Origin of the sequence: Phycicoccus sp. CSK15P-2 (genome assembly GCF_016888005.1) — a bacterium.
GTDB lineage: Bacteria > Actinomycetota > Actinomycetes > Actinomycetales > Dermatophilaceae > Phycicoccus.
On record NZ_JAFDVE010000032.1, the window covers coordinates 12,070 to 32,772 of the forward strand.

A 20,703-nucleotide genomic window follows, 5' to 3' on the forward strand; every position below is an offset into this window, starting at 1 on the left:
ATCATGAGCGGAGACACGCTCCGTGCGGACGTGCGCGAGAAGTACGAGACCGCCGCGAGCACCGCCCGGGCGGGCGCGTGCTGCGGCCCCAGCGACCCGGCCGTCATCGGCGCGGCGCTCTACACCGAGATCGGTCCCGGCGAGGCCCCGGACGCCGCGCTGCTCGCGAGCCTCGGCTGCGGGAACCCGACCGCCGTCGCCGAGCTGCACGCGGGCGAGACGGTGCTGGACCTCGGGTCCGGCGGCGGGCTGGACGTCATCCTGTCCGCACGGCGGGTCGGCGCCACCGGCCGGGCCTACGGCGTGGACGCCCTGGACGAGATGCTCGAGCTCGCGCGGGACAACGCCCGTGAGGCCGGCGTCGAGAACGTCGAGTTCCTCGAGGGGACGCTCGACGAGGTGCCGCTGCCCGACGGCAGCATCGACATCGTCATCTCCAACTGCGTCATCAACCTCGCGGAGGACAAGCCGGCGGTGTTCGCCGAGATCGCCCGGCTGCTGCGGCCGGGCGGCCGGCTCGGGGTGTCCGACGTCGTCGCGGAGGACGACCTGGGCGTGGCCGACCGTGCCGACCGCGGCTCCTACGCCGACTGCGTCGCCGGAGCCCTGAGTCGCGGCGAGTACGTCGACCTGCTGGCGGCGGCGGGCTTCACCGGCGTCGAGGTCTCCTTCACCCACGAGGTGGCCGACAGGATGCACGGCGCGATCATCAGGGGCCGGCGATGAGGGATATCCCGCTGTGGCGTCGGCTGCTCGCCGAGCTGCTCGGCACCGGGGCACTCGTCTGCCTCGTCGTCGGCTCCGGGATCATGGCCGCGAGCCTGTCGCCGGACGACGTCGGGCTCCAGCTGCTCGAGAACAGCATGGCCACCGGGTTCGGGCTGTGCGTGCTCATCGTCCTGCTCGGCCCCGTGTCCGGTGCGCACCTCAACCCGGTGGTCACGCTCGGCATGGTGCTCTGGGAGGGGCTGCGGCTTCGCGCGGCCGGGGCGTACGTCGTGGCCCAGCTGGTCGGGGGGGTCGGCGGCTGTATCGTCGCGAACGTCATGTTCGACCTGCCGGCGGTCAGCGCGTCGACCACCGAACGGACCGGCGCGCCGCTGCTGCTCGCCGAGGTCGTCGCCACCGTCGGCCTGCTCACCGTCATCCTCGGGCTGCTGTGGCAGGACCGGGCGGCCTGGATCCCCCCGATGGTCGGGGCGTACATCGCGGCGGCGTACTGGTTCACGTCCTCCACGAGCTTCGCCAACCCCGCCGTCACCGTCGGCCGCGCCTTCACCGACACCTTCGCCGGCATCGCGCCCGCGTCGGTGCCGGCCTACGTCGCGGCGCAGCTCGTCGGCGGCGGGCTGGCCCTGGTCCTGGCCGGCGTCGTGTTCACCGGGGCGGTCCGCGCCGCCGCGCGGGCCGAGTCGGAGACGCTGCCCCCGGGCCCGGGCCCGGGCCCGGGCCCGAGCCCGGCCGCCGGCGCGACGCCCGGGCCGGTCCTTGATCGGACCTGATTGGATCGTTTAATCTAGAGATATGGATGGAGTGCTCACCGACGACGAGGCCGAGCTGTTCGCCTCCTGGTTCCACGCCCTGTCGGATCCTACGCGGATCCGCATCCTCAACCTCCTGTCGACGACAGGCGAGGAGATCGGGGTCGGCGCCATCGTCGACACGCTGCGGCTGCGCCAGTCGACCGCGTCCCACCACCTCAAGGTCCTGCACGGCGTCGGCTTCCTCTGCCGCCGCCGGCACGGCACGGCGGTGCTGTACCGGGTCAACGCCAACTGCCTCGAACGCTTCCCGTCGGCGGCCGACATGGTGATGGGTCGGCTTCGCGTCGACGCCGGACCGCAGTCCCCCGGCTGGATCCCGACGACGGCCTGACCGCCGCTGCCGACCGGTCCCGTCCTCCCGGCCCGGGCGGCGGGCCCCCTGCCCGAGGTGAAGGAGGAGCGCCGTGCTGGGTGAGCTCTGGTGGTTCGTGACGTTCACGGCCCAGGCCGTTCTCGAGCTGCTGCCGTGGTTCCTCGTCGCGATCGTCCTCGGGGTGCTCATCCAGCACCTCGACCTCGACATGCTCGCCAAGCGGGCCCTCAGCCGGCACGGCGTCCTCGGGGTGCTCCTGTCCGCCGCCGTCGGTGCCCTGAGCCCCTTCTGCTCGTTCACCGTCATCCCGCTCATCAGCCGTCTGCTCCGGGCAGGGGTGCCGCTGTCGGTCATCATGGCGTTCTGGATCGCCTCCCCCGCCATGGACCCCGAGATCTTCGCGCTCTCGGCGGCGGCCCTCGGACCGGACGTGGCGACCGCCCGGCTCGTCGGCGCCATCGTGCTGAGCGTGGGCTCCGCGCTCGTCGTCCTCGCCGTCGAGCGGCGCGGCGGGTTCCGCGACGTCCTCGTCCGCGAGCGCCCGTCCCGCACCGCCGAGCCCGCCCCGGACCGGGTCGCCGCGTCGGTGGCCGTCACTGTGCCGCAGGGCGGCCCGGCGACGCCCGTCGCGCCGGTGGCGGGCCCCGCCCCCGCGAGCGGTCCGGTGGCCGACGAGGTTTCGGGGGCCGCGTGCAGCGCGACCTGCGGTGGCGACACCGCGGAGTCCCCCTGGGACGACGACGACGACGGCTGCGCGTGGCAGGAGGTGGTCCGGGCGAACGCTCGCACCATCGACTGGCGGCGCTTCGCCCGCGACGTCGGGCGCGACCTCACGGGGCTCGGGCGCTGGCTGCTGCTGGCCGTCGTCGCGCAGGGCGTCATCGTCCGCTACGTGCCGCAGGAGTGGGTGACCACGGCCATCGGGAGCTCCGACTGGTGGGCGGTGCCGCTCGCGGCCCTCGTCGGGGTGCCGTTGTACCTCAACGGCGTCGGCGCCATCCCGATCACCCAGGGCTTGCTCACCCAGGGGATGATGCCCGGCGCCGCCGTCACCTTCCTCCTCGCGGGCGCGATCACGACCGTTCCGGCGATGGTGGCCGTGCGCTCCGTCGTCCGCTGGAGGGTCTTCGCCTACTACGTCGGCGTGGGCCTGGTGGGCAGCATCCTCATCGGGGTGGCGGCCCAGCCGTGGCTTTGAGTGCCACCGAGGCCGACGACGCGGTCTGGGACCGGCGCAACGGTCGTCACTTCTACACCGGCAGCGCGTGGCTGCGGGCGTTCGCGGAGCTCGCGGGCCTTTCGTTCGTTCGCGTCGACGGGGTCGCCGCCTCGGCCGTCGGGCACCGCGTGCACGCCGACCGCACGAACCCCCGCTACACCCACCGCGTGCTGTACGACGACGCGCTGCTGGAGCCCGTGGGCGACTACGGTCTGGTCGGGGGGTGCGCCGGCTACGAGGGGCACCTGCCGCGCGAGGACGTGGCTACCGCTGACGACGAGCGGGCGGTGGTCCGGCGGCTCGCGTCGCAGCTCGGGACAGAGGTGCTGCTGGCCGCCCATCTCCCCGAGGACGAGGCCCGCCGGGTCGTCGAGCACGAGGTGCTGCCCGGCGCCGCGACCCCGGTCCTGGGGATGGTCGTCGCCGAGCTCGACCTCGCCGGCGCGTCGACCTTCGAGGACTACGTCGCCGGGCTGAGCCGCAACGCGCGCAGCGTGGTCCGTCGCGACCTGCGACGTGCGCAGACGGCGGGCCTGCGCACCGAGGTCGGGCCGTTGGCTCCTGTCGTCGCCGAGGTCGCTCCGCTGCTGGGCCAGGTCCAGGGTCACCACGGCGACGACCCCGACCCCGAGGCCGCGGCCGCGTACCTGCGGCTCTGCTGCCACGGGTCGCTCGCAGACGCCGCGCTCGCGTTCGTCACCCGGGACGCCGGGGGCCGGGCCGTCGCCTTCTCGCTCGGCTACTCGTGGCACGACACCGTGTTCATGCGGGTCGCGGGGCTGGACTACACCCGGGCCGGGGAGAGCGGCGCCTACTTCGAGTCCTACTTCTACGCCCCGGTGCGCCACGCGCTGGACACCGGTCGGGTGCGGGTCGACTTCGGCGGCGAGTCCCTGGAGAGCAAGCTGCGGCGGGGGGCTCGCCCACAGGCCCGGTGGTCGCTGTCGGTCGGGGCCGCGGTCGACGCCGACCGCGCGCGCGAGGTCACCGCTCGGCGGGTGGCGTCACTGCCGTCCGGCCGGGGGCCGGCGCCGGGCTCCGCGGGGTGGCTGGAGGTCCACGACGCCCTCACGGGGACGGCCGCAGGGCGGGCATGGCACCCGATGGGCGCCGGCAGGTAGTCACCGGCGCCGGCCGCGTCCGGTCGACGTCGTGGCCGCGTGGTCGGACCCGGTCGATGCCGCCCGGCTTCGCGACGCGCTCGCCGAGCGCCCACCAGTGGCGGCCGAGGCGCTCGTCGAGGTGGTCGGACAGCACGGACTGCCCCGGTCGCGGCGAGGAAGGCACCGCGGGTCACCATCGGTGCGATGTCGTCGTTCACGGGCGCCCCTGTCGGCTCCGGTCCGGTGCGACCAGGGTCAGGGCCGCGGGCCGAGTCACCCGGTCAGCGGTCGCGCAGACGCACGGTCGTGCCGTCGGCCCCGCGGGAGACGACGACGCCGTACAGGTCCTCGCTGCGGGCGGCCACCTGCACGCGGACGACGAGCCGGCCCGCGTCGAACGGGTCCGGTGCCGCCAGGACGACCTCGGCGGTGTCCGGCCCGAGCGCGACGTCGGCCGAACCGTCCTCGACATCGTGCAGCGCGAGCGCGAGGACCCGGCCGACCCGGTCCGCGAGCGGTTCGGGAGCGACCGAGCGGATGCCCACAGCGTCGGACGCGGCCGACCCGGAAGCGACGCCGAGGGCCTCCCGGACGGCTTCGGCGTGCCCGAGGGCGAACCAGTCGCCGGGCCCGGTCCGCACCAGCGTCCGGGCGCCGTCGGCGCCGACGGTGAGCCACTCGGACGGCAGCCCGCGGACGAGCGCGGCCGGAACGCCGTCGGCCTTCCCCTTGACGAGGTCCGCGGCCGCGGCGACCTCGTCGGCGAGGGCCCGGGCGGTGACGAGGAGGGGCCGCCCGTCGTGGTCGGTCCCGCCCCGGAGGTCCTCGAGCACGGAGAGCCCCGCGGCGCCGAGCGCGAAGTCGGTGAGTCCGGCGCGCCACGGACGCCCCGCGGTGTCGGTGAGCACGACGGCGAGCGCCGCGTCCCCGGGCAGGCCGGCGGCGACCCGTAGAGCGTCCCGCAGCGACGCGGCCTCGGCGTCGGGGTCTGGCGGGAGCAGCAGGACCTGCCCGCCGGGGCCGGTGTTCGAGGCGTCGACCCCGGCCGCGGCCATGACGGGTCCCGCCGCGGCCTCCACGACCCGCGTCACCCCCGTGAGCCCGCGCCGCTCGGCCACGACCCGCCGGGTCTGCGCCGTGACGGCCTCGCCGCGCTCGCCCTCCCAGGTCAGCCCACGCGCCTTGGAGACGACCTTGCTCGACACCGCGAGGCAGTCGCCCGCTCGCAGGTCGAGCCCCGCCGCGGTGAGGGCGTCGACGAGCAGGGCCCCGAGGTCGTCGCCGGGACCGACCTCCGGGACTCCGGGCACCCCGCGCACCGTGAGCGCAGGGGAGGATGCGGGCATCGCCTAGGCCGTGACGGTGGTCGCGAGCCGGAGGGCGTGGGCAGCGATCCGCCCGGCCGCCGGGACGTCGGTCATGAGGAGCGGGCCGTCGAAGACCTCCACCCGCGCACGGGGCAGCCTGACGTCGCCATCCGCGGGGTCGACGAGCCAGGCGTCGAGGAAGTCCTCGTAGAGCCCGGCCACCGCGCCCGCGGTGGACTCGACGCCGATGGCGGTCAGGCAGGCGTCGGCATGGCCCCGCACCGGGCGCCCCGAGATGATCGGCGAGACCCCGACGACGGGCGCCGTCGTCCCTCGCAGGACGTCGCGCACCCCCGCGACGCCGAGGACGATGCCGATGGACACGACGGGGTTGCTCGGGGGGAGGAGGACGACGTCGGCCGTCCGGATGGCGTCGAGGACGCCGGGGGCCGCGGCTGCCCGGTCGAGCCCGGCCACGACGAAGCGACGGGCCGGGACCGACGTCTGGTGGCGGACCCACCACTCCTGGAAGTGGATCGCCGTCTCTCCGTCGCCGTCCTCGACGACGACGTGGGTCTCGACCGGCGCGTCGGTCATCGGGAGCAGCCGGATGCGCCGGCCGGGCAGGCCCCAGCGGTCGGCGAGCCGCGCGGTGACCTGGGACGGCGTCCAGCCCTGGCCGAGCAGCTGGGATCGGACGACGTGTGTGCCGAGGTCGCGGTCCCCGAGGGTGAACCACTGGGGCTGAGCACCGTACGCCGCCAGCTCCGTCTGCACGGTGTGGCTCTCGTCGGCCCGCCCCCATCCCTGGCTCTCCTCGACGCCGTCGCCGAGGGTGTAGAGGAGGGTGTCGACGTCCGGGCAGACCCGCAGGCCGAAGAGCGTGATGTCGTCCCCGGTGTTCGCGACGACGGTCACCTCGCTGTCGGCGAGGCCGGGCGTGGTGTCGAGATGGTGGCGCAGGCCGCGGACGAACCGCGCGCCGCCGACACCTCCCGCGAGAGCCGTGATGCGCATGGGGCGAGTCTGGCACCCGGGCCCGCGGAGGACGACAGGACCCTGCGACCAGGGGCTCCTCCCGCCACTATCACGACGGAACGCTCCGCGAGAAATTGTCCCGATATCACCGAACGGCTTGACGAGGGCTGCATGACACGCGTGTAATTTCATGCATGTCCTCCGACCGGCCGGTCGGAGGACGAGGGTCGAGGGTCGAGGAGGCGCCATGCAGGAGCTGGTCCTGGTCGAAGGTCTGCTGGGGGAGGTCGAGCCCGAGGAGGGCGCGCTGTCGTGGCAGGAGAGGTCACTGTGCGCGCAGACGGACCCCGAGGCGTTCTTCCCCGAGAAGGGTGGGTCCACCCGTGAGGCGAAGAAGGTCTGCGTGTCCTGTGAGGTCCGTGCGGAGTGCCTCGAGTACGCGCTCGCCAACGACGAGCGCTTCGGCATCTGGGGTGGCCTGTCCGAGCGCGAGCGGCGCAAGCTGAAGAAGCGCGCGGTCTGAGCAGGGTCGCCCCTGCCGCTGCACCCCGCATGACTCTGGCCCCGACGCGCCCAGTCGAGACGGTCGTGACCCCCGGAGCCGGCGCCGTCGCACCGCACGTCACGGCGGTGCTCGTCAGCCGGCGTGACCCCGCCGGTGTCGCCGAGGTCCTCGACGCGGTCCTCGCCCAGACCCTGGCGCCCGACACCGTCCTCGTCCTCGACCGCACGGCCGGGCGGACGACCCCAGCCCCGGGCGGTGACGGAGAGCTCACCCTGGACGACCTCGTCGCGCCGGTGGCCGAGCGGCACCGCGTCCCGGTCACCGTCCTGCCCACCGACGACCGGCTCTCCGCGCGCACGGCCGTGCTGCGGGCGGTCGTCGCCCGCGAGCCGAGCGAGGACGCCCACGACCTCGTCTGGCTGCTGCCCGTCGGGACGGCCCCGGAGCCCGGCTGCCTGGTCCGCCTCGTCGACGCCTGGCGAAGATCGCCCTCGACGGGGGTGGTCGGCCCCAAGCACGTCGACACCGACGCCCCGCACCGCCTCCGGGCCCTGTCGATCCGGACGACCCGCGGTGGCCGGCTCCTCTCCCGCCCTGCGCCCGGGGAGCCGGACCAGGGGCAGTACGACACCACGACGGACGTCCTCGCGGTGCCGTTCGCCGCGTCCCTCGTCGAACGAGACCTGCTGCTCGCGCTGCGCGGCTGGGAGACGAGCTTCGGTGACGTCGCCGCCGACCTCGACCTCGGCTGGCGCGCCCACGGTCTCGGCCGCCGGGTCGTGGTGGTCCCGGCCGCGCGGACCCGGTCCGGTCCCGGGGTCGCCGTGTGCACCGCGACCACCTCGGCCCGCCGCCGCGCGGCCCGCCGGGTCGCACTGGCACGCGCCCCCTGGTGGAGTGCTCCTTTCCTCGCGCTCTGGGTGGCCGTCACCTCCGTCGTCGCGTCAGTAGGGCTGCTGTTCCTCAAGCGTCCGCGGGGAGCCCTCGCCGAGCTCACCGCGCTGAGCTCGCTCGACCCCGTCCGTGGCCTCAGCGCACGCTGGCGCACCCGGCAGCGCTCGGCCGTGCGCCGTCGCGATCTCGGGATGTTGTTCGCACCCCGGCGGTCCGTCCTCACGGCCTGGGGCGATGCGGTCCACCATGCCCTCGTGCCCCCGCAGGCGCCGATCGGCAACGAGGCGTCCGACCTCAACCCGCGGTCGTGGGTGGGCAAGGTGCTGCGGCACCCAGGCGTGGTCGCCGTCGTGGCGTCTCTGGCCGTGGCCGTGGCCGCGGGGCGGACGCTCGGCCTCGACGTCGTGACCCGTCTCGGCCAGGGGCTCGACGGCGGTGAGCTCACGGGCACCCGTGCCGACTCCTCGGCGCTGTGGCACGCGTGGCGGGACGGCTGGACCGGCGCGGGCCTCGGGGGCCCCGACCCCACCGGGCCGTCCGGAGCGCTGCTCGCCGCGCCCGCGTGGCTCGTCGCGCACCTGCCCTTCGTCCCGGCCCCGCAGTCCCCGGCCGGGCTCGTCGCCGGGCTGCTCGTGCTCCTCGCGATGCCTTCCGCGGCCCTGTCGGCCTACCTCGCCCTGCGCGTCGCGGCGGGACGGCCCTGGGTCCGTGCCCTCGGTGCGGTGGCCTGGGCGTGCTCCCCGCCGGCCGCCGCAGCGGTGGCAGAGGGCCGCCTGGGAGCGACCGTCGCGCTCGTGCTCCTCCCCGGGGTCGCCGCCGGCCTGTGGCTCATGGCGGTCCGTCGCTCGACCGCGACGAGCGCGTTCGCCACGGCGCTCGCCGTCACGGTCCTCGGTGCCTTCGCTCCCGTGCTGGCCGCGTCGGCCGCGGCCCTCTCCCTCGTCGTCGCGGTGCTGCGACGTGGGGCCCGGGTCCACGGGCTCGTGTCGGCGCTCGTCCCGCTCGGGCTGCTCGCGCCCTGGGCCGTCGCGGCGGGTGACCAGCGATGGCCGGTCCTGCTCGCGGGGGTCGGCCTGGCGGAGTGGGGCGGCCCGGTCCCGGAGGCCTGGCGTGTGGTGCTGCTCGACGCCGGCGGCCCGGTGGGGCCTGCAGGGTGGGCGGGCGCCGCGCTCGTCGCGGGTGCGCTCCTCTCGCTCGGGACCGGCCGTGCCTGGCGGGGTGCGCCGGGTGTGCTCGCCGTGGCCACGCCGTTCCTCCTCGTCCCCGCCCTGCTCGCCCCGCAGGTGCGGCTGGGGGTCGTGCCGCCGGGGCTGGAGGCCGCGGGGGAGGCCGTGCGGCCCTGGGCCGGGACCTTCCTGCTGCCCGTCGTCCTGGTGCTCGTGCTCGCGCTCGTCCGTGCCCTCGACACCGTGCCGACCTCGGGCCCGACCCGGGGCGCCACGGTGACCCGCAGGGCGGCGCTCGTCGGCGGCTCGCTCGCCGTCGTCGTCACCGTCGGCGGCGTCGCGCTGGCAGGGCTGGGCTCCGCGCTGCGGCCGTGGTCGGACCCCCGGCCGGCCGTCTCGGTGGACCAGGCGAGCGGTGCGTTCGCCACCCGCGCGCTCTTCGTGAGCCCCGGTGACGCCGGGGCCGCCTACCGCTTCGTGGGACGCGAGTCAGCCTCCCTCGTGCGAGGCCTCCCCACCGGGACCGAGGCCGATGCCGCGCTCGCCGACGACGTCACGGCGCTGCTGGCCGCCGCCCCCGGCAGCGAGGCCCTCATCGACGCCACGGCGGCCGACCTCCTCGCCATCCGTGGCCAGCAGGTGCCCGAGGTGGTCCGTCGGCTCGACGCCACGGACGGTCTCCAGCGGATCAGCCCGCGGGACGGGTGGATGCTCTGGCGGCTCAGCCCGGTCGACGACCGCGCCGAGGCGCTGGTCGCCTCCCCGCGGCTGCGCCTCGAGACGTCCGGGGAGTCGCGGCTCGTGCCCACCACCGGTGCCCACGGCGCGACCCGCACCCGGATCACCGTCCCGGAAGACGCCCGGCTCGTCGTGGCCGAGCCCGCAGCCTGGAGCCGGTACGCCGCCGTGACCGTCGACGGCCGGGTGGTCCGTGCCGAGCCCGATGCCGCGGTCCCCACCTACCGGCTGCCCGCCGGGCAGGTGACGCTGAGCGTCCAGGTACGTGACCCCCGGCGCTGGGAGCATCGCGGTCAGGTGCTCGGGCTCGCGCTGCTTGCCTTCCTCGCGGTCCCGTTCGGCCGTCGCGAGACGCGGGTGACCCGGTGAACGCGCGGACGGTGTTGGCCCGGGTGCGGCCAGGGCTCGCCGGTGCCGCCCGGGTGGTCACGGCCGCAGCCGTCAGCGCGGGGCTGGTGTGGGGCGCCACGGCCCATCCGGTGGAGGTCGACCTCGCCGCCGCCACCGGCGCCGCCGAGGAGTCGGCCGCGAGGACGAGCCTCGCGACCAGCCTGGCCGCGATGTGCCCGGGCAACGAGCTGAGCGGCATCCCGGGCGTCGAGGACGTCACGGTCGGCGGCACGGTGACGGCGGCGACGGGCCCCGACGAGCTGCTGCCGGTCGAGCCCGAGGGCACGGGCAGCGCCGGCCTCGGCGCGGGCTCCGCACCGCTCGCCGAGCTCGCCCCGGCCCGGCCCGCGACGGCATCCGCCGACCTCCCGCGGAGCGGGCCGGTGGCGCTGGACGCCCGCGGCGCCGCCGCCCCGGCCGTCGTGGGAACCCAGGAGTGGCTGCGCGCCACGGACGACCTCCGCGGTCTCGTGACCACACCGTGCCGGGTGGCGACGACGGACCTCTGGCTGCTCGGAGGAGGAGCCGGTCCGGGCCGCCAGGAGCGGCTCGTGCTCACCAACCCCGGAGGGAACCCGGTCACCGCGACCATCACCGTCCACGGCGCCGCTGGGCCGGTCGGCAGCTCTCGGAGCACCTCGGTGCCCCCGGGCGGCAGGGTCACCCTGCTCCTCGACGCCATCGCCCCGGACGAGGCGACGCCCGCGGTGCACGTCGTCGCGGGAGGAGGTGGGCTGCACGCGACCCTCACCGACACCTGGCTCGAGGGCAGCACCCCGCTCGGCGCGGAGACCGTCGTCCCGGCCGCCGACCCCGCCCCGGTCCAGGTCGTTCCCGCTGCCGTCCTCGGCACCCGGGCCGCGGTGCGCGTCGCCGTCCCGGGCGAGGAGGAGGCGGTCGCGAGCGTGTCCCTGCTCGGCCCGGACGGTGAGGTCCCCGGGTCGGAGGACAGCGTCCTGCGGGTCCCCGGCGGCACGGTCGCAGAGCTCCCGCTGCCCACGGTCGACCGGGGCAACTACGGTGTGGTCGTCAAGGCCGACGTCCCCGTCGTGGCCGCCGTCCGCACCGAGACCCGTGGCGAGAGCGGGCCCGGCGACATCGGCTGGTCCGTCGCGGCGCCCGCCGTCACCGCGGTCGGCGGCACGGCCCTGCCGGCGACCGCCGACGTCGTGCGCAGCCTCCGGGTCGTCTCGACCGGTGGGGCGAGCACCGCCCGGGTGCTGCTGGTCGTCGACGGCCAGGTCCGCGTCCGGACCGTCGAGCTCGGGTCGGAGGAGTCGGCCGACGTCGCCCTCTCGGGTGCCTCCGCGGTCTGGGTCCGGCGGCTCGGTGGTGGCGGCGAGCTGCGCGGCGGGGTGGTCAGCGCCTCCGGTCCGTCGACGGGGCTGCTGCTGTCCGTCATGCCGCTCGGGCCCGCTCCCGTCACCTCACCGGTGAGCCGGGCCTTCCCGCTGCCCTGACGGCCTACCGCGTGCCGGGGTCGAGCTCCTCGGGTGGTACGCCGAGCAGCGCTGCCACCTGCTCCGTGACGACCTCGGCGACGATCTCGGCGAGGTCGAGCGCGTCCGCCGCCCGGGCCTCCACCGGGCGGCGGTAGACGACCACGCGGTCGGCCCGCTCGGGTGTGGCGCGCAGCAGCCGGCCGAGTGGTGCCATCTGCTCGTCCCAGGGGGCCGGGTCGGTGGGGGGCACGTCCTGGACCGCGAACTCGGTGGCTGCGTAGCGCGTGCCGAGCTGTGGCCGGAGGCGGTCGGCCGCGTCGAGGACGAGGTCGTCGAAGCGCTCACGGCGGGTCGTCATCGACGGGACGGGGGGCCAGGCGAGCGGGCCACGGGCCCTACGGCCGTGACGGTCCCGGCGGCGCGTACTCACCACGGCATGGTACGGCGTGCCTGCGGGGGAGCCGTGGGCCGCAGGTCTAGGGTCGGGGACGTGAACCTGTCGCGTACGTGCACCAAGACCGGCTGTCGCCAGCCGGCCGTCGCGACGCTCACCTACGCGTACTCCGACCGTGCCGCGGTGCTCGGTCCGCTGGCCACCTACTCCGAGCCGCACACGTACGACCTCTGTGCCGACCACGCCGGCCGGCTCACCGCCCCGCGCGGCTGGGAGGTCCTGCGCCTGGTCACCGAGTACCCGGAGCCGCAGCCGACGTCCGACGACCTCCTCGCGCTCGCCGACGCGGTCCGTGAGGCGGGGCGCCCGCGCCAGGAACCGTCGCCCGCGCCGCTGCCCGACCCGGGCGAGGTCACCCGGCGCGGTCACCTCCGGGTGCTGCGCGGCAGCGCCGAGGCCTGACCCACCCGAGGGAGTCGGCGCTCTCCGCGGAGCGCGGACCTGACACGTTGAAACCGGCTCCCGGCGGTCCCTGACCTCGTGCCGGTGTCGAACGGACACACCTGGATCGGCCGAACGGCTGACACCGACACCATTTCGCCCACCGGCGACTCCCTGGTCTCCGTAGGTTGCTCGTGAACCACCCCTGAGAACAGCACATGCTCGATACCCCTCCACACTCTCGCCAGGAAGGGACGTCGTGAACCGCTCATCACCACGTCCAGACCGGCGCCGACCGTCACTCCGGGACCCGCAGGCCCCACGGAGCGAGTCGGGCGCCGTGGCCATCGAGGCTGCCATGGTCTCGATGCTGCTGTTCACGATCCTGGCCGGCATCGTCGACCTCTCCACCTTCTTCCGGACCTCGTACCAGGTCAACACGGCAGCGCGTGCCGCCGCGCGGACCGCGGCCTCCGATCCGATGGCCTCGACGTTCGCCTCGGGCGCTGCGGCGCAGGTGGCCAGTGCTCTGAAGGGGACGGACCCGGCGAGGGTCACCAAGATCTGGGTCTACAAGGCGAGCACGGCCACCGGACAGCCGGTGTCCGGAGCTGCCTGCTCGTCCCAGTGTGTCCGGTTCACCCTCGACGGCTCGGGCAACGTCAACGGGTCCACCGGAGCCTGGTCCAACCGCTCGGCATGCGCAGGAGGAACAGTGGACGCCGTGGGCGTGCTCGTGGAGTACCGGTACAACGCACCGATCGTCTTCTTCGACGAAGGGCTGATCACGGACCGCACCGTCATGCGCCTCGAGCAGGTTTCCTCGACCTCGACGTGCGTGTCGTCATGAGGATCGCACGACGCCGTGAGGGCGGGGCCACGGCCGTCGAGGCCGCGCTGGTCACGCCCGTCATCCTCGGGCTGATGCTCGCGATCCTCGAGTTCGGGCTCTTCTTCAAGGACTCCCTCTCGGCGTCCGAGGCCGTCAAGGCGGGGGTGCGTCTGGCCTCCGCCGCTCCACGGCAGGCCGACTACGCACAGAACGCCGCAAACCGCGTCAAGGCCGCCTCCGGGGCCCTGCCGCGCGGTTCGATCCAGGAGCTGTGGGTGTACAAGGCGAACACGAACAACAACTACCCGACGGGGTACTCCTCCTTCGCGGGATGCACCACATGCGTCAAGTTCACCTGGACCGGGACGGAGTTCGCCCCGAGCTACTCGAACTGGGCGCCGACGACCCAGAACGCATGCGCGAGCGGGCCACCGGACCGGATCGGGGTCTACCTCAAGGCGCGACACGACGCCCTCACCACCGCGATCTTCACGTCGCTGACCATCCAGCAGGCCGACGTACTGCGGTTCGAGCCGGTCCCGGCGAGCCACGGGTGCACGCCGTGAGGCCCGGACGTTGCGCTCGGCGCCGAGAGGAGCGCGGCTACGTCGCGGTCCTCACGGCCATCATGCTCACCGTCCTCGTCGGGCTCTCGGCCTTTGCCGTCGACGTCGGCCACTGGTACCTCGTCGGTCAGCAGCAGCAGCGGGCGGCGGACGCTGCCGCGCTCGCCGGGGTGACGAGCCTGCCGGACGACCCGTCGAGCGCCTACACCAAGGCACGGACGTACGCGACGGCCAACGGCTTCACGTCGGGGGCGGCCAGCGCCACGGTGACGCCTACGCGCGTGGGGTCAACCCAGCTCAAGGTCGAGGTGTCGCAGACGGTCGACAACTTCTTCGGGGGGCTTCTCGGGCTCTCGCAGACCACGGTCGCCCGCCACGCGATCGCCGAGTTCGCCGGCCCGGTGCCGCTCGGGAGCCCGTGCAACCGCTTCGGTGACGACCCGGACCCGGGCGGCACGGCCAGCGCGAGCTGCGCCGCGGCCGGCAACTTCTTCGCCATGGTCGGGAACCGGGGGACACTGAAGCACAACGGTGACGCTTTTCAGAACGACACGTGCAGCAGCGGTGTCGACGGTTGCACTGGTGGCGTCAACACCGACTTCGACCCCGACGGCTACTTCTACACGGTGACGGTGAGGCAGCCGGTGTCGAACCTGACGATCGAGGCGTTCGACCCGGCGCACGTCGTCACGGGCGGCACCTGCACGACGAACAACCTCGGAGGCGCGTCGGCTCTCAGGGCGTCGGACACCGTCCCCGGGGACCCGGCAACCCGATACCAGACCGGTGCCGGCGACTGGTGCACCGGCGACTCGGCCTTCTCCAGCGGTGACAAGCTGACTACGCGCTTCTCGGTCAGGGCACCCGGCGGGAACCCGTGGGACCCCACCTCGTGGCCTGCCATCGGTGGCTGCCAGCAGACGTTCCAGGGGTTCAACGGCGATCTCTCCAAGGTCCTCAAGAAGGACACGGACGAGTACAAGGCACGAACGGACGTCGCCCAGAACTTCCGGCGCTGGGTCCAGCTGTGCCGCGTCAACGGTGTGGTGCAGCCGGGGACGTACGCCGTCCAGGTGAAGACGAACGGTCTGGGGTCGGACGGCGAGAACGCGCACAACCGGTTCTCGCTGAGGGCCTACGGGTCGAACAGCGGCGACAAGGACAAGATCTCGGTCGCCGGTTACGGGAAGATGGCGCTGTACGCGAACACCCCCAGCGGGACCTCGACCTTCTACCTGGCACGCATCCCGAGCAACAGCAGCGGCCAGCTGTTCCACGTCGACCTCTTCGACGTCGGTGACGGCGCCAAGGGCAGCTCCCGGATGACGGTCCTTCCGCCCGCCGAGACCGGGGGCAGCTTCAGCGGCTGTACTGGTTCCGGCCCGGTGACCGGGTCCTTGTCGGGCTGTCGGGTCTACCTGACGAGTCCTGATTCGTTCAACGGCAAGTGGCAGCGGATCACTGTTCCCATCCCGTCCTCGTACTCCTGCTCCGACACCTCGGCCACGGGGTGCTGGGTCCGCCTGCAGTTCTACTACGGGAGCGACTCGAACCCGACCGATACGACGTCCTGGACCGCGACGCTCGAGGGCGACCCGATCCGGCTCGTCGAGTGAGGTGACCCCTCCTCCCGTATCCTCACGGCCGTGACGACGCCTTCACTCGCCGACATCGTCAAGGCCTACGACGTCCGGGGGACCGTCCCGGACCAGCTGGACGACAGCGTCGCCCGTGCCCTGGGGGCGGCCTTCGCCGAGATCGTGCTGGTCCGGGACGGTGCGCGGGCCTGCGTGGTCGGCCGGGACATGCGCGACACCGGCCCGGACCTGGTCGCCGCCTTCGCCGACGGCGTCGCGAGCCGCGGTCGCGACGTCGTGCTCGTCGGCCTCTGCAGCACGGACGGCCTGTACTACGCGAGCGGCGCACTCGACCTGCCGGGCGCGATGTTCACCGCGAGCCACAACCCGGCCGCGTACAACGGCATCAAGCTGTGCCGCGCGGCCGCCCGCCCGGTCGGTCAGGACTCCGGCCTCGCCGACATCCGCGAGCTCGCGCAGGGCATCCTCGACGGCGAGGTGCCGGACCCACCGGGCCCTCGCGGCGCGGTCACCGAGCGCGACGTCCTCGCCGACTACGCCGGGTTCCTCCGTGGCCTGGTCGACCTGTCGGACATCCGACCGCTGCGCGTCGTCGTCGACGCCGGGAACGGGATGGCCGGCCTCACGGTCCCGGCGGTCCTCGGGACGGCCGCGGGGCTGCCGGCGCTGCCGCTGACCGTCGAGCCCCTCTACTTCGAGCTCGACGGCACGTTCCCGAACCACGAGGCGAACCCGCTCGACCCGGCGAACCTGCGCGACCTCCAGGCGGCGGTGCGGGCGCACGGCGCCGACCTCGGGCTCGCCTTCGACGGCGACGCCGACCGCTGCTTCGTCGTCGACGAGCGCGGCGAGCCGGTCAGCCCGAGCGCGATCACCGGGCTCATCGCGCGCCGCGAGGTCGCCCGAGCCGTGGCGGACGGCACCCCGGCCGCGGACGTCGCGGTCGTGCACAACGTCATCTGCTCGGCGCAGGTGCCCGAGGTCATCGCCGAGACCGGTGCCCGAGCAGTCCGGACCCGTGTCGGCCACTCGTTCATCAAGGCCGAGATGGCGCAGCACAGCGCGGTCTTCGGTGGCGAGCACAGCGCGCACTACTACTTCCGCGACTTCTGGTTCGCCGACACCGGGATGCTCGCCGCGCTGCACGTCCTCGCCGCCCTCGGCGAGCAACCCGAGCCGCTCAGCACCCTGATGGCCGACCTGTCCCGCTACCCCGCGTCAGGGGAGGTCAACTCGACCGTCGCGGACCCTGTGGCCGCGACCGAGCGCGTCCTCGCCTGGGGAGCCGAGCACGGCGTCGAGGTCGACCACCTCGACGGTGCCACGCTGGTGCACGCCGGTGGGCCGGGCGACCCGATGTGGTGGCTCAACCTGCGGGCCTCGAACACCGAGCCGCTGCTGCGCCTCAACGTCGAGGCCGAGGACAGCGTGACGATGGCACGGGTGCGCGACGAGGTGCTCCGCGTCGTCCGGCAGACCTGACACGCAGCGACCGCACAGCGCTCGCGCAGCGCGGCTCACCAGAGTCGGAGCGTCCGGCACGACACCGACCGAGGAGACCGCCATGCCCCGTCGCCACCCCCTCGCCCTCACGGCAGCAGCCGCGCTCGTCGCGCTCTGCGGGGCGGCACCCGCCGTCGCCGACCCGCTGCCGACGACCGACGGCCTCTCCGCGCTGCGGCAGGACACGGTGACGCGCGCGGACAAGGCGCTCAACAACCCGCGGAAGTTCAAGGTCGCGGGCTCCGAGACGATCCACAAGAGCACGGTCCGTGCGGCGAAGAACCGCAACGTCCTGGAGCTGGACGGCAGCAACGACAACCGGGTGGTGTTCAACGACTACAACGGCAACTCCTGGTGTGGATCCTTCGTCGCAGCGATGTGGACCGGGCACACCATGCCCGACCCGTCGGTGTACCCGAGGATCCCGACGAACTACGAGAGCTCACAGGCCTGGGCCACCGACCCGAAGGTCCGGGACCTCTTCCACCCGTACACCGGGGCCGACCAGAAGCTGCCGAAGCCGGGCGACGTCCTCGTGTGGAAGGACGACGACTCGTCGTGGACCGGGCACGTCGGCCTGGTCGTCAAGGTCTACCCGGGCACGCGGAAGATCGTCACGGTCGAGGGCAACGTCGACGGCGACGAGATCGCCAAGAAGATCTACACCTGGGGTGCCGGCGGGCCGGCGCGAGCCGGCAAGACCTTCCGCGGGTACACCTCGCGGCACTGAGGCTCAGGCGGGGCCCGGGCTCCGGCGCTGCGCGACCGGCCTCGCGGCGGTGGCCCGGCGCGATGCGGCGACCTCCTCGACCCGCGCGGCGCGTGCCTCGTCCGGACGGCCCGAGGCGTCGAGGACGGCCGCGAGGACCTGGTAGCTGAAGGCGACGCTGAGCGGCCGGTCGAGCTCCGAGAAGTCCAGGACGGCCTGCCGCAGCGCCGCCTCGGCGGCGTCGAGACGGCCGAGGGCGAAGAGCGCGCGGCCGTAGGTGCGGCGCGCGCGGGCCCCGAGGAACGCGTCCCTCGACGTCAGGGCGCGCTCCAGCGCCCGTCCGGCCTCATCGAGGGCCTGAGGCGCCTGACCGCCGGCGAGACTGACCTCGGCCCGTGCGTCGAGGGCGTACGAGTACATGTGCACGGCTCCGACGTCGTCGAGCAGCGAGAGGGCCTCGTCGATGAGGATCGTCGCCGCCCCGAGGTCGCCGGTCCTGCGCCGGGCCCGGGACAGCTCGAGGGTCGCGAGGGCGAAGGCGACCGTGTGCGGCGTGCCGACGAGGATCTCGCGGGCACGGGTGAACTCGCGGGCGGCGTCGTGGACCTCGTCGTAGTCGTTGTGGACCGTCCCGCGGGCGATTGCGGACCAGCCCGAGAGCACGGGGTCGGACGCGTTGGCGAGGGAGGCATCGGCGGTGGCGATGGCCTCCTCCGCCCGGGCCCGCAGACCAGTGGAGGTCGCGGCCTGGGCGACGACGAGCGCGGCGGCCGCCGCAGCGGCGTGGGCGCCGAGCGCCACGAGCCGTGGATGGGCGTCCTCGGCGAGTCCCGCGGCCTCGCCGGAGGCGGAGCGGCGATCCTGGAGCAGCCAGGCCCGGCACAACAGCAGCAGGGCACTGCCGAGCCTGCCGTCCTCGTCGGCGTCGGCGAGGTGCGGGCGGACACGCTGCTCCGCCTCGAACCAGGCGTGCACGTCGGTGGCGGCCGCGGTCCCGAGGGCGGCGTCGGAGAGGAGCCGCCAGGCCAGGTGTGGGTGGTCGGGCGCCAGCTCCACGGCCAGCGCGAGCAGCATCGGGGTCTCGGTGCGGAAGAACCGCCGGCCGGCTCGCACCGGCCGGGTGGGCGCGACCGCCTCGAGGTCCGAGGGGCGTGGCGCGGGTGGGATGAAGCGCTGGGGCAGGGTGCCGAGCAGGGCCCCCGCCCGGACGACGGCCGCCTGCGCGATACGCACCGCCCCCGTCCGGAGACGCCCGGCGACAGCGGGGTCGCCGTCGGTCCGGGCGCGGATGTGCGCCCGCACGAGGTCGTGCAGCCGGAACTGCGGGTCGTGCCCCTCACGGAGCACGGTCTCGACGAGGCCGGTCTCGGCCAGGACGTCGAGGACGGCGTCGCCGGTGGCGACGTCGTCCAGGGCGGCACCGAGCACCCATCCGCTCACGGTGTCCATCGGCAGGTGGGCGATCCCCTCGAGCGCCCACTGCGCGGCCGGGGCGAGGTCGGCGAGGATCCGGTCCAGGCCGTCGCGCAGGGCGGCCATGCCGTCAGACCCGTCACCCGCCGCCGGCTCCACGAGGCGGTCCGCGACGTCCGCGAGCGTGAGGTCGGGCCGCTGCGCGAGCCGTCCCGCGACGAGCCGCAGCCCGAGCGGCATCCGCCCGGTCAGCCGGAGCACGTCCGCGGTGGCCTCGGGCTCCTCGGCGAGCCGCTCGGGCCCGACGAGGGTCTCGAGCAGCCCCTTCGCCGGTCCGGGGCGCAGGCTGCGCAGCCGGATGCGGCGGGTCGACGACAGACCCGGCACCGTCTTGCGGGACGCGATGATCGCCATCCCGCCGGGGCCTGCCGGGAGGAGGTCGGAGAGGACGCAGCCGCCGGCCTCCGCTGCGGTCTCGGGGCACACGAGGTTGTCGACGACCACGAGCATCCGACGTCCGTCGAGCAGCGAGCGGAACAGACCGGCGCGGGAGCGGGGGTCGGACGGCACGGCCTCCGGGTGCACGCCGAGGAGCGGGAGGAACGAGGCGATGACGGCGTCGACCGAGAGCCCGCCCGGGGTGTTCGCGCCGTCGTGGTACAGGGCGCCGTCGGGGAACGCGTCCCGGAGCCGGTGCCCGGCCTCCAGGGCCAGGGCGGACTTCCCCGAGCCGGGCAGCCCGGTCACCGCGACGACCACCGCGTCCCGGTCGACCTCGCCCGCGGCGGAGAGGATCTCCTGCAGCTCGTCGTCGCGCCCGACGAAGGAGGGCGGTCGGCGGGGGAGGGTCCGAGGTACCGGCAGGCCGTGGACGGCCACGAGCACCTCCTCGCCGACGGTCCGCGGAGCCGGTGGGTCCGCCTCGCCGGAGAGTACGACGCGCTGGGCCTCGGTGAGCTGGTCGGACGGACGCACCCCGAGCTCCTCGTCGAGCCGCGTGCGCGCCGCGCGGAACACCTCGAGGGCCCGGGACTGCTGCCCGCTCGCCGCAAGGGCCAGCATGAACTGCGCGATGAAGCCCTCGTGGTACGGATGCTGCGCCGTCAGGGCGTCGAGCTCGGCGACGAGCCCGTCGAGGGCTCCGGCCCGCAGGGCGGCGTCGTGCCGCTCCTCCAGGACCGACAGCCGTTCCTGGGACAGCCGGCTCCGCTCGACCTCGACGGCACCGGTGTCGGGCGTGCCCTGGAGCGGCTCGTGCCGGAACACCCCCAGGGCACGGTCGTAGTGGACGAGCGCCACCCCGGGGCGGGCGACGCGTTCCGCCCGCGCCGTGGCGACCTCGTCGGTCCAGCTCGTGACGTCGATGTCGACGGCGTCACCGAGGCGGTAGCCCCGGCCGTCCGTCACGATGACGGGGACGTCGGTGGAGGCCTTGCGCCGGATCCCGGAGACGAGGGACTGGACTCGGTTACGTGCGGACGACGGTGGGTCGCCGTCCCACAGCCACTCCCCGAGCGAGTCGACCCCGATCCGCCCGCGAAGGGCCGCGAGGGCGAGGAGGCCGTGCTCCAGCTCGGTCAGCCGGACGGGCCCGTCGGGACCGGACAGCCGTACCCGACCGAGTATCTCCACCTGCACGTGTCGTCCT

At 74.5% G+C, this 20,703-nt stretch carries 18 protein-coding genes; 14 read left to right on the top strand and 4 right to left on the bottom strand.

Annotation, left to right across the window (positions count from 1 at the left end):
- The first annotated feature begins 3 nt into the window (after window positions 1–3).
- From arsM to JQN72_RS16935, 5 genes are all read left to right on the top strand, one after another.
- Entirely contained in the window at window positions 4–726 is a 723-nt protein-coding gene (arsM, locus tag JQN72_RS16915) for an arsenite methyltransferase (RefSeq protein WP_204136312.1), read from the top strand.
- Complete coding sequence (locus JQN72_RS16920; protein WP_204136313.1) at window positions 723–1,502, top strand: MIP/aquaporin family protein; 780 nt, start codon at window positions 723–725, stop codon at window positions 1,500–1,502. The genes arsM and JQN72_RS16920 overlap by 4 nt, the downstream gene beginning before the upstream one ends.
- 22 nt (window positions 1,503–1,524) lie before the next feature.
- On the top strand, window positions 1,525–1,875 hold the full coding sequence (locus JQN72_RS16925; protein WP_204136314.1) for a helix-turn-helix transcriptional regulator: 351 nt from the start codon (window positions 1,525–1,527) through the stop codon (window positions 1,873–1,875).
- Between the two features lie 73 nt (window positions 1,876–1,948).
- Window positions 1,949–3,055, top strand: a complete 1,107-nt coding sequence (locus tag JQN72_RS16930; RefSeq protein ID WP_204136315.1) for a permease — start codon at window positions 1,949–1,951, stop codon at window positions 3,053–3,055.
- The gene (locus JQN72_RS16935) at window positions 3,046–4,197 is read left to right on the top strand and encodes a GNAT family N-acetyltransferase (RefSeq protein WP_204136316.1); all 1,152 of its coding nucleotides are present in this window, start codon (window positions 3,046–3,048) and stop codon (window positions 4,195–4,197) included. The genes JQN72_RS16930 and JQN72_RS16935 overlap by 10 nt, the downstream gene beginning before the upstream one ends.
- Window positions 4,198–4,460: 263 nt before the next feature.
- On the opposite strand, the gene JQN72_RS16940 is transcribed toward JQN72_RS16935, so the two are convergent.
- Both JQN72_RS16940 and cofD read right to left on the bottom strand, forming a co-directional pair.
- Window positions 4,461–5,489 (bottom strand): coenzyme F420-0:L-glutamate ligase, encoded by a 1,029-nt coding sequence (locus JQN72_RS16940; protein ID WP_307812792.1) that lies wholly within the window; start codon window positions 5,487–5,489, stop codon window positions 4,461–4,463.
- 39 nt (window positions 5,490–5,528) lie between these two features.
- Entirely contained in the window at window positions 5,529–6,503 is a 975-nt protein-coding gene (gene cofD, locus JQN72_RS16945) for a 2-phospho-L-lactate transferase (RefSeq protein ID WP_204136318.1), read from the bottom strand.
- A 208-nt stretch (window positions 6,504–6,711) separates the two neighbouring features.
- Between cofD and JQN72_RS16950 the strand changes: the two genes are divergently transcribed.
- The 3 genes from JQN72_RS16950 (at window position 6,712) to JQN72_RS16960 (ending at window position 11,617) form a co-directional block, all read left to right on the top strand.
- Window positions 6,712–6,987, top strand: coding sequence for a WhiB family transcriptional regulator (locus JQN72_RS16950; protein ID WP_239100815.1), 276 nt, complete (start codon window positions 6,712–6,714; stop codon window positions 6,985–6,987).
- Between the two features lie 65 nt (window positions 6,988–7,052).
- Window positions 7,053–10,136, top strand: a complete 3,084-nt coding sequence (locus JQN72_RS16955; protein WP_204136319.1) for a glycosyltransferase family 2 protein — start codon at window positions 7,053–7,055, stop codon at window positions 10,134–10,136.
- Window positions 10,133–11,617, top strand: coding sequence for a DUF5719 family protein (locus JQN72_RS16960; RefSeq protein ID WP_204136320.1), 1,485 nt, complete (start codon window positions 10,133–10,135; stop codon window positions 11,615–11,617). Before JQN72_RS16955 ends, JQN72_RS16960 begins: the two co-directional genes overlap by 4 nt.
- A 4-nt stretch (window positions 11,618–11,621) precedes the next feature.
- Here the strand turns inward: JQN72_RS16960 and JQN72_RS16965 are convergent, their stop codons facing one another.
- Entirely contained in the window at window positions 11,622–12,029 is a 408-nt protein-coding gene (locus JQN72_RS16965) for a metallopeptidase family protein (protein ID WP_307812794.1), read from the bottom strand.
- Window positions 12,030–12,089: 60 nt separating this feature from the next.
- On the opposite strand from JQN72_RS16965, the gene JQN72_RS16970 reads away from it, so the two are divergent.
- The 6 genes from JQN72_RS16970 to JQN72_RS16995 all read left to right on the top strand — a co-directional run bounded on the left by JQN72_RS16970 (window position 12,090) and on the right by JQN72_RS16995 (window position 17,663).
- Complete coding sequence (locus tag JQN72_RS16970) at window positions 12,090–12,455, top strand: DUF3499 domain-containing protein (protein ID WP_204136321.1); 366 nt, start codon at window positions 12,090–12,092, stop codon at window positions 12,453–12,455.
- Window positions 12,456–12,774: 319 nt separating this feature from the next.
- Window positions 12,775–13,284 (top strand): TadE/TadG family type IV pilus assembly protein, encoded by a 510-nt coding sequence (locus tag JQN72_RS16975; RefSeq protein WP_204136322.1) that lies wholly within the window; start codon window positions 12,775–12,777, stop codon window positions 13,282–13,284.
- Complete coding sequence (locus tag JQN72_RS16980; protein ID WP_204136323.1) at window positions 13,281–13,832, top strand: TadE/TadG family type IV pilus assembly protein; 552 nt, start codon at window positions 13,281–13,283, stop codon at window positions 13,830–13,832. Before JQN72_RS16975 ends, JQN72_RS16980 begins: the two co-directional genes overlap by 4 nt.
- Window positions 13,829–15,448, top strand: a complete 1,620-nt coding sequence (locus JQN72_RS16985; RefSeq protein WP_204136324.1) for a pilus assembly protein TadG-related protein — start codon at window positions 13,829–13,831, stop codon at window positions 15,446–15,448. Before JQN72_RS16980 ends, JQN72_RS16985 begins: the two co-directional genes overlap by 4 nt.
- Before the next feature lie 30 nt (window positions 15,449–15,478).
- Complete coding sequence (locus JQN72_RS16990; RefSeq protein ID WP_204136325.1) at window positions 15,479–16,912, top strand: phosphomannomutase/phosphoglucomutase; 1,434 nt, start codon at window positions 15,479–15,481, stop codon at window positions 16,910–16,912.
- An 82-nt stretch (window positions 16,913–16,994) separates the two neighbouring features.
- Window positions 16,995–17,663 (top strand): CHAP domain-containing protein, encoded by a 669-nt coding sequence (locus tag JQN72_RS16995; protein ID WP_204136326.1) that lies wholly within the window; start codon window positions 16,995–16,997, stop codon window positions 17,661–17,663.
- Between the two features lie 3 nt (window positions 17,664–17,666).
- Here the strand turns inward: JQN72_RS16995 and JQN72_RS17000 are convergent, their stop codons facing one another.
- Window positions 17,667–20,693, bottom strand: a complete 3,027-nt coding sequence (locus JQN72_RS17000; protein ID WP_204136327.1) for a BTAD domain-containing putative transcriptional regulator — start codon at window positions 20,691–20,693, stop codon at window positions 17,667–17,669.
- Between the last annotated feature and the right edge of the window lie 10 nt (window positions 20,694–20,703).

What these genes read in the sequence shown, in the direction of transcription:
- arsM (WP_204136312.1), top strand. Translation starts at nt 4, where the DNA reads ATGAGCGGAGACACGCTCCGTGCGGACGTGCGCGAGAAGTACGAGACC.
- JQN72_RS16920 (WP_204136313.1), top strand. Translation starts at nt 723, where the DNA reads ATGAGGGATATCCCGCTGTGGCGTCGGCTGCTCGCCGAGCTGCTCGGC.
- JQN72_RS16925 (WP_204136314.1), top strand. Translation starts at nt 1,525, where the DNA reads ATGGATGGAGTGCTCACCGACGACGAGGCCGAGCTGTTCGCCTCCTGG.
- cofD (WP_204136318.1), bottom strand. Translation starts at nt 6,503, where the DNA reads ATGCGCATCACGGCTCTCGCGGGAGGTGTCGGCGGCGCGCGGTTCGTC.
- JQN72_RS16950 (WP_239100815.1), top strand. Translation starts at nt 6,712, where the DNA reads ATGCAGGAGCTGGTCCTGGTCGAAGGTCTGCTGGGGGAGGTCGAGCCC.
- JQN72_RS16980 (WP_204136323.1), top strand. Translation starts at nt 13,281, where the DNA reads ATGAGGATCGCACGACGCCGTGAGGGCGGGGCCACGGCCGTCGAGGCC.
- JQN72_RS16995 (WP_204136326.1), top strand. Translation starts at nt 16,995, where the DNA reads ATGCCCCGTCGCCACCCCCTCGCCCTCACGGCAGCAGCCGCGCTCGTC.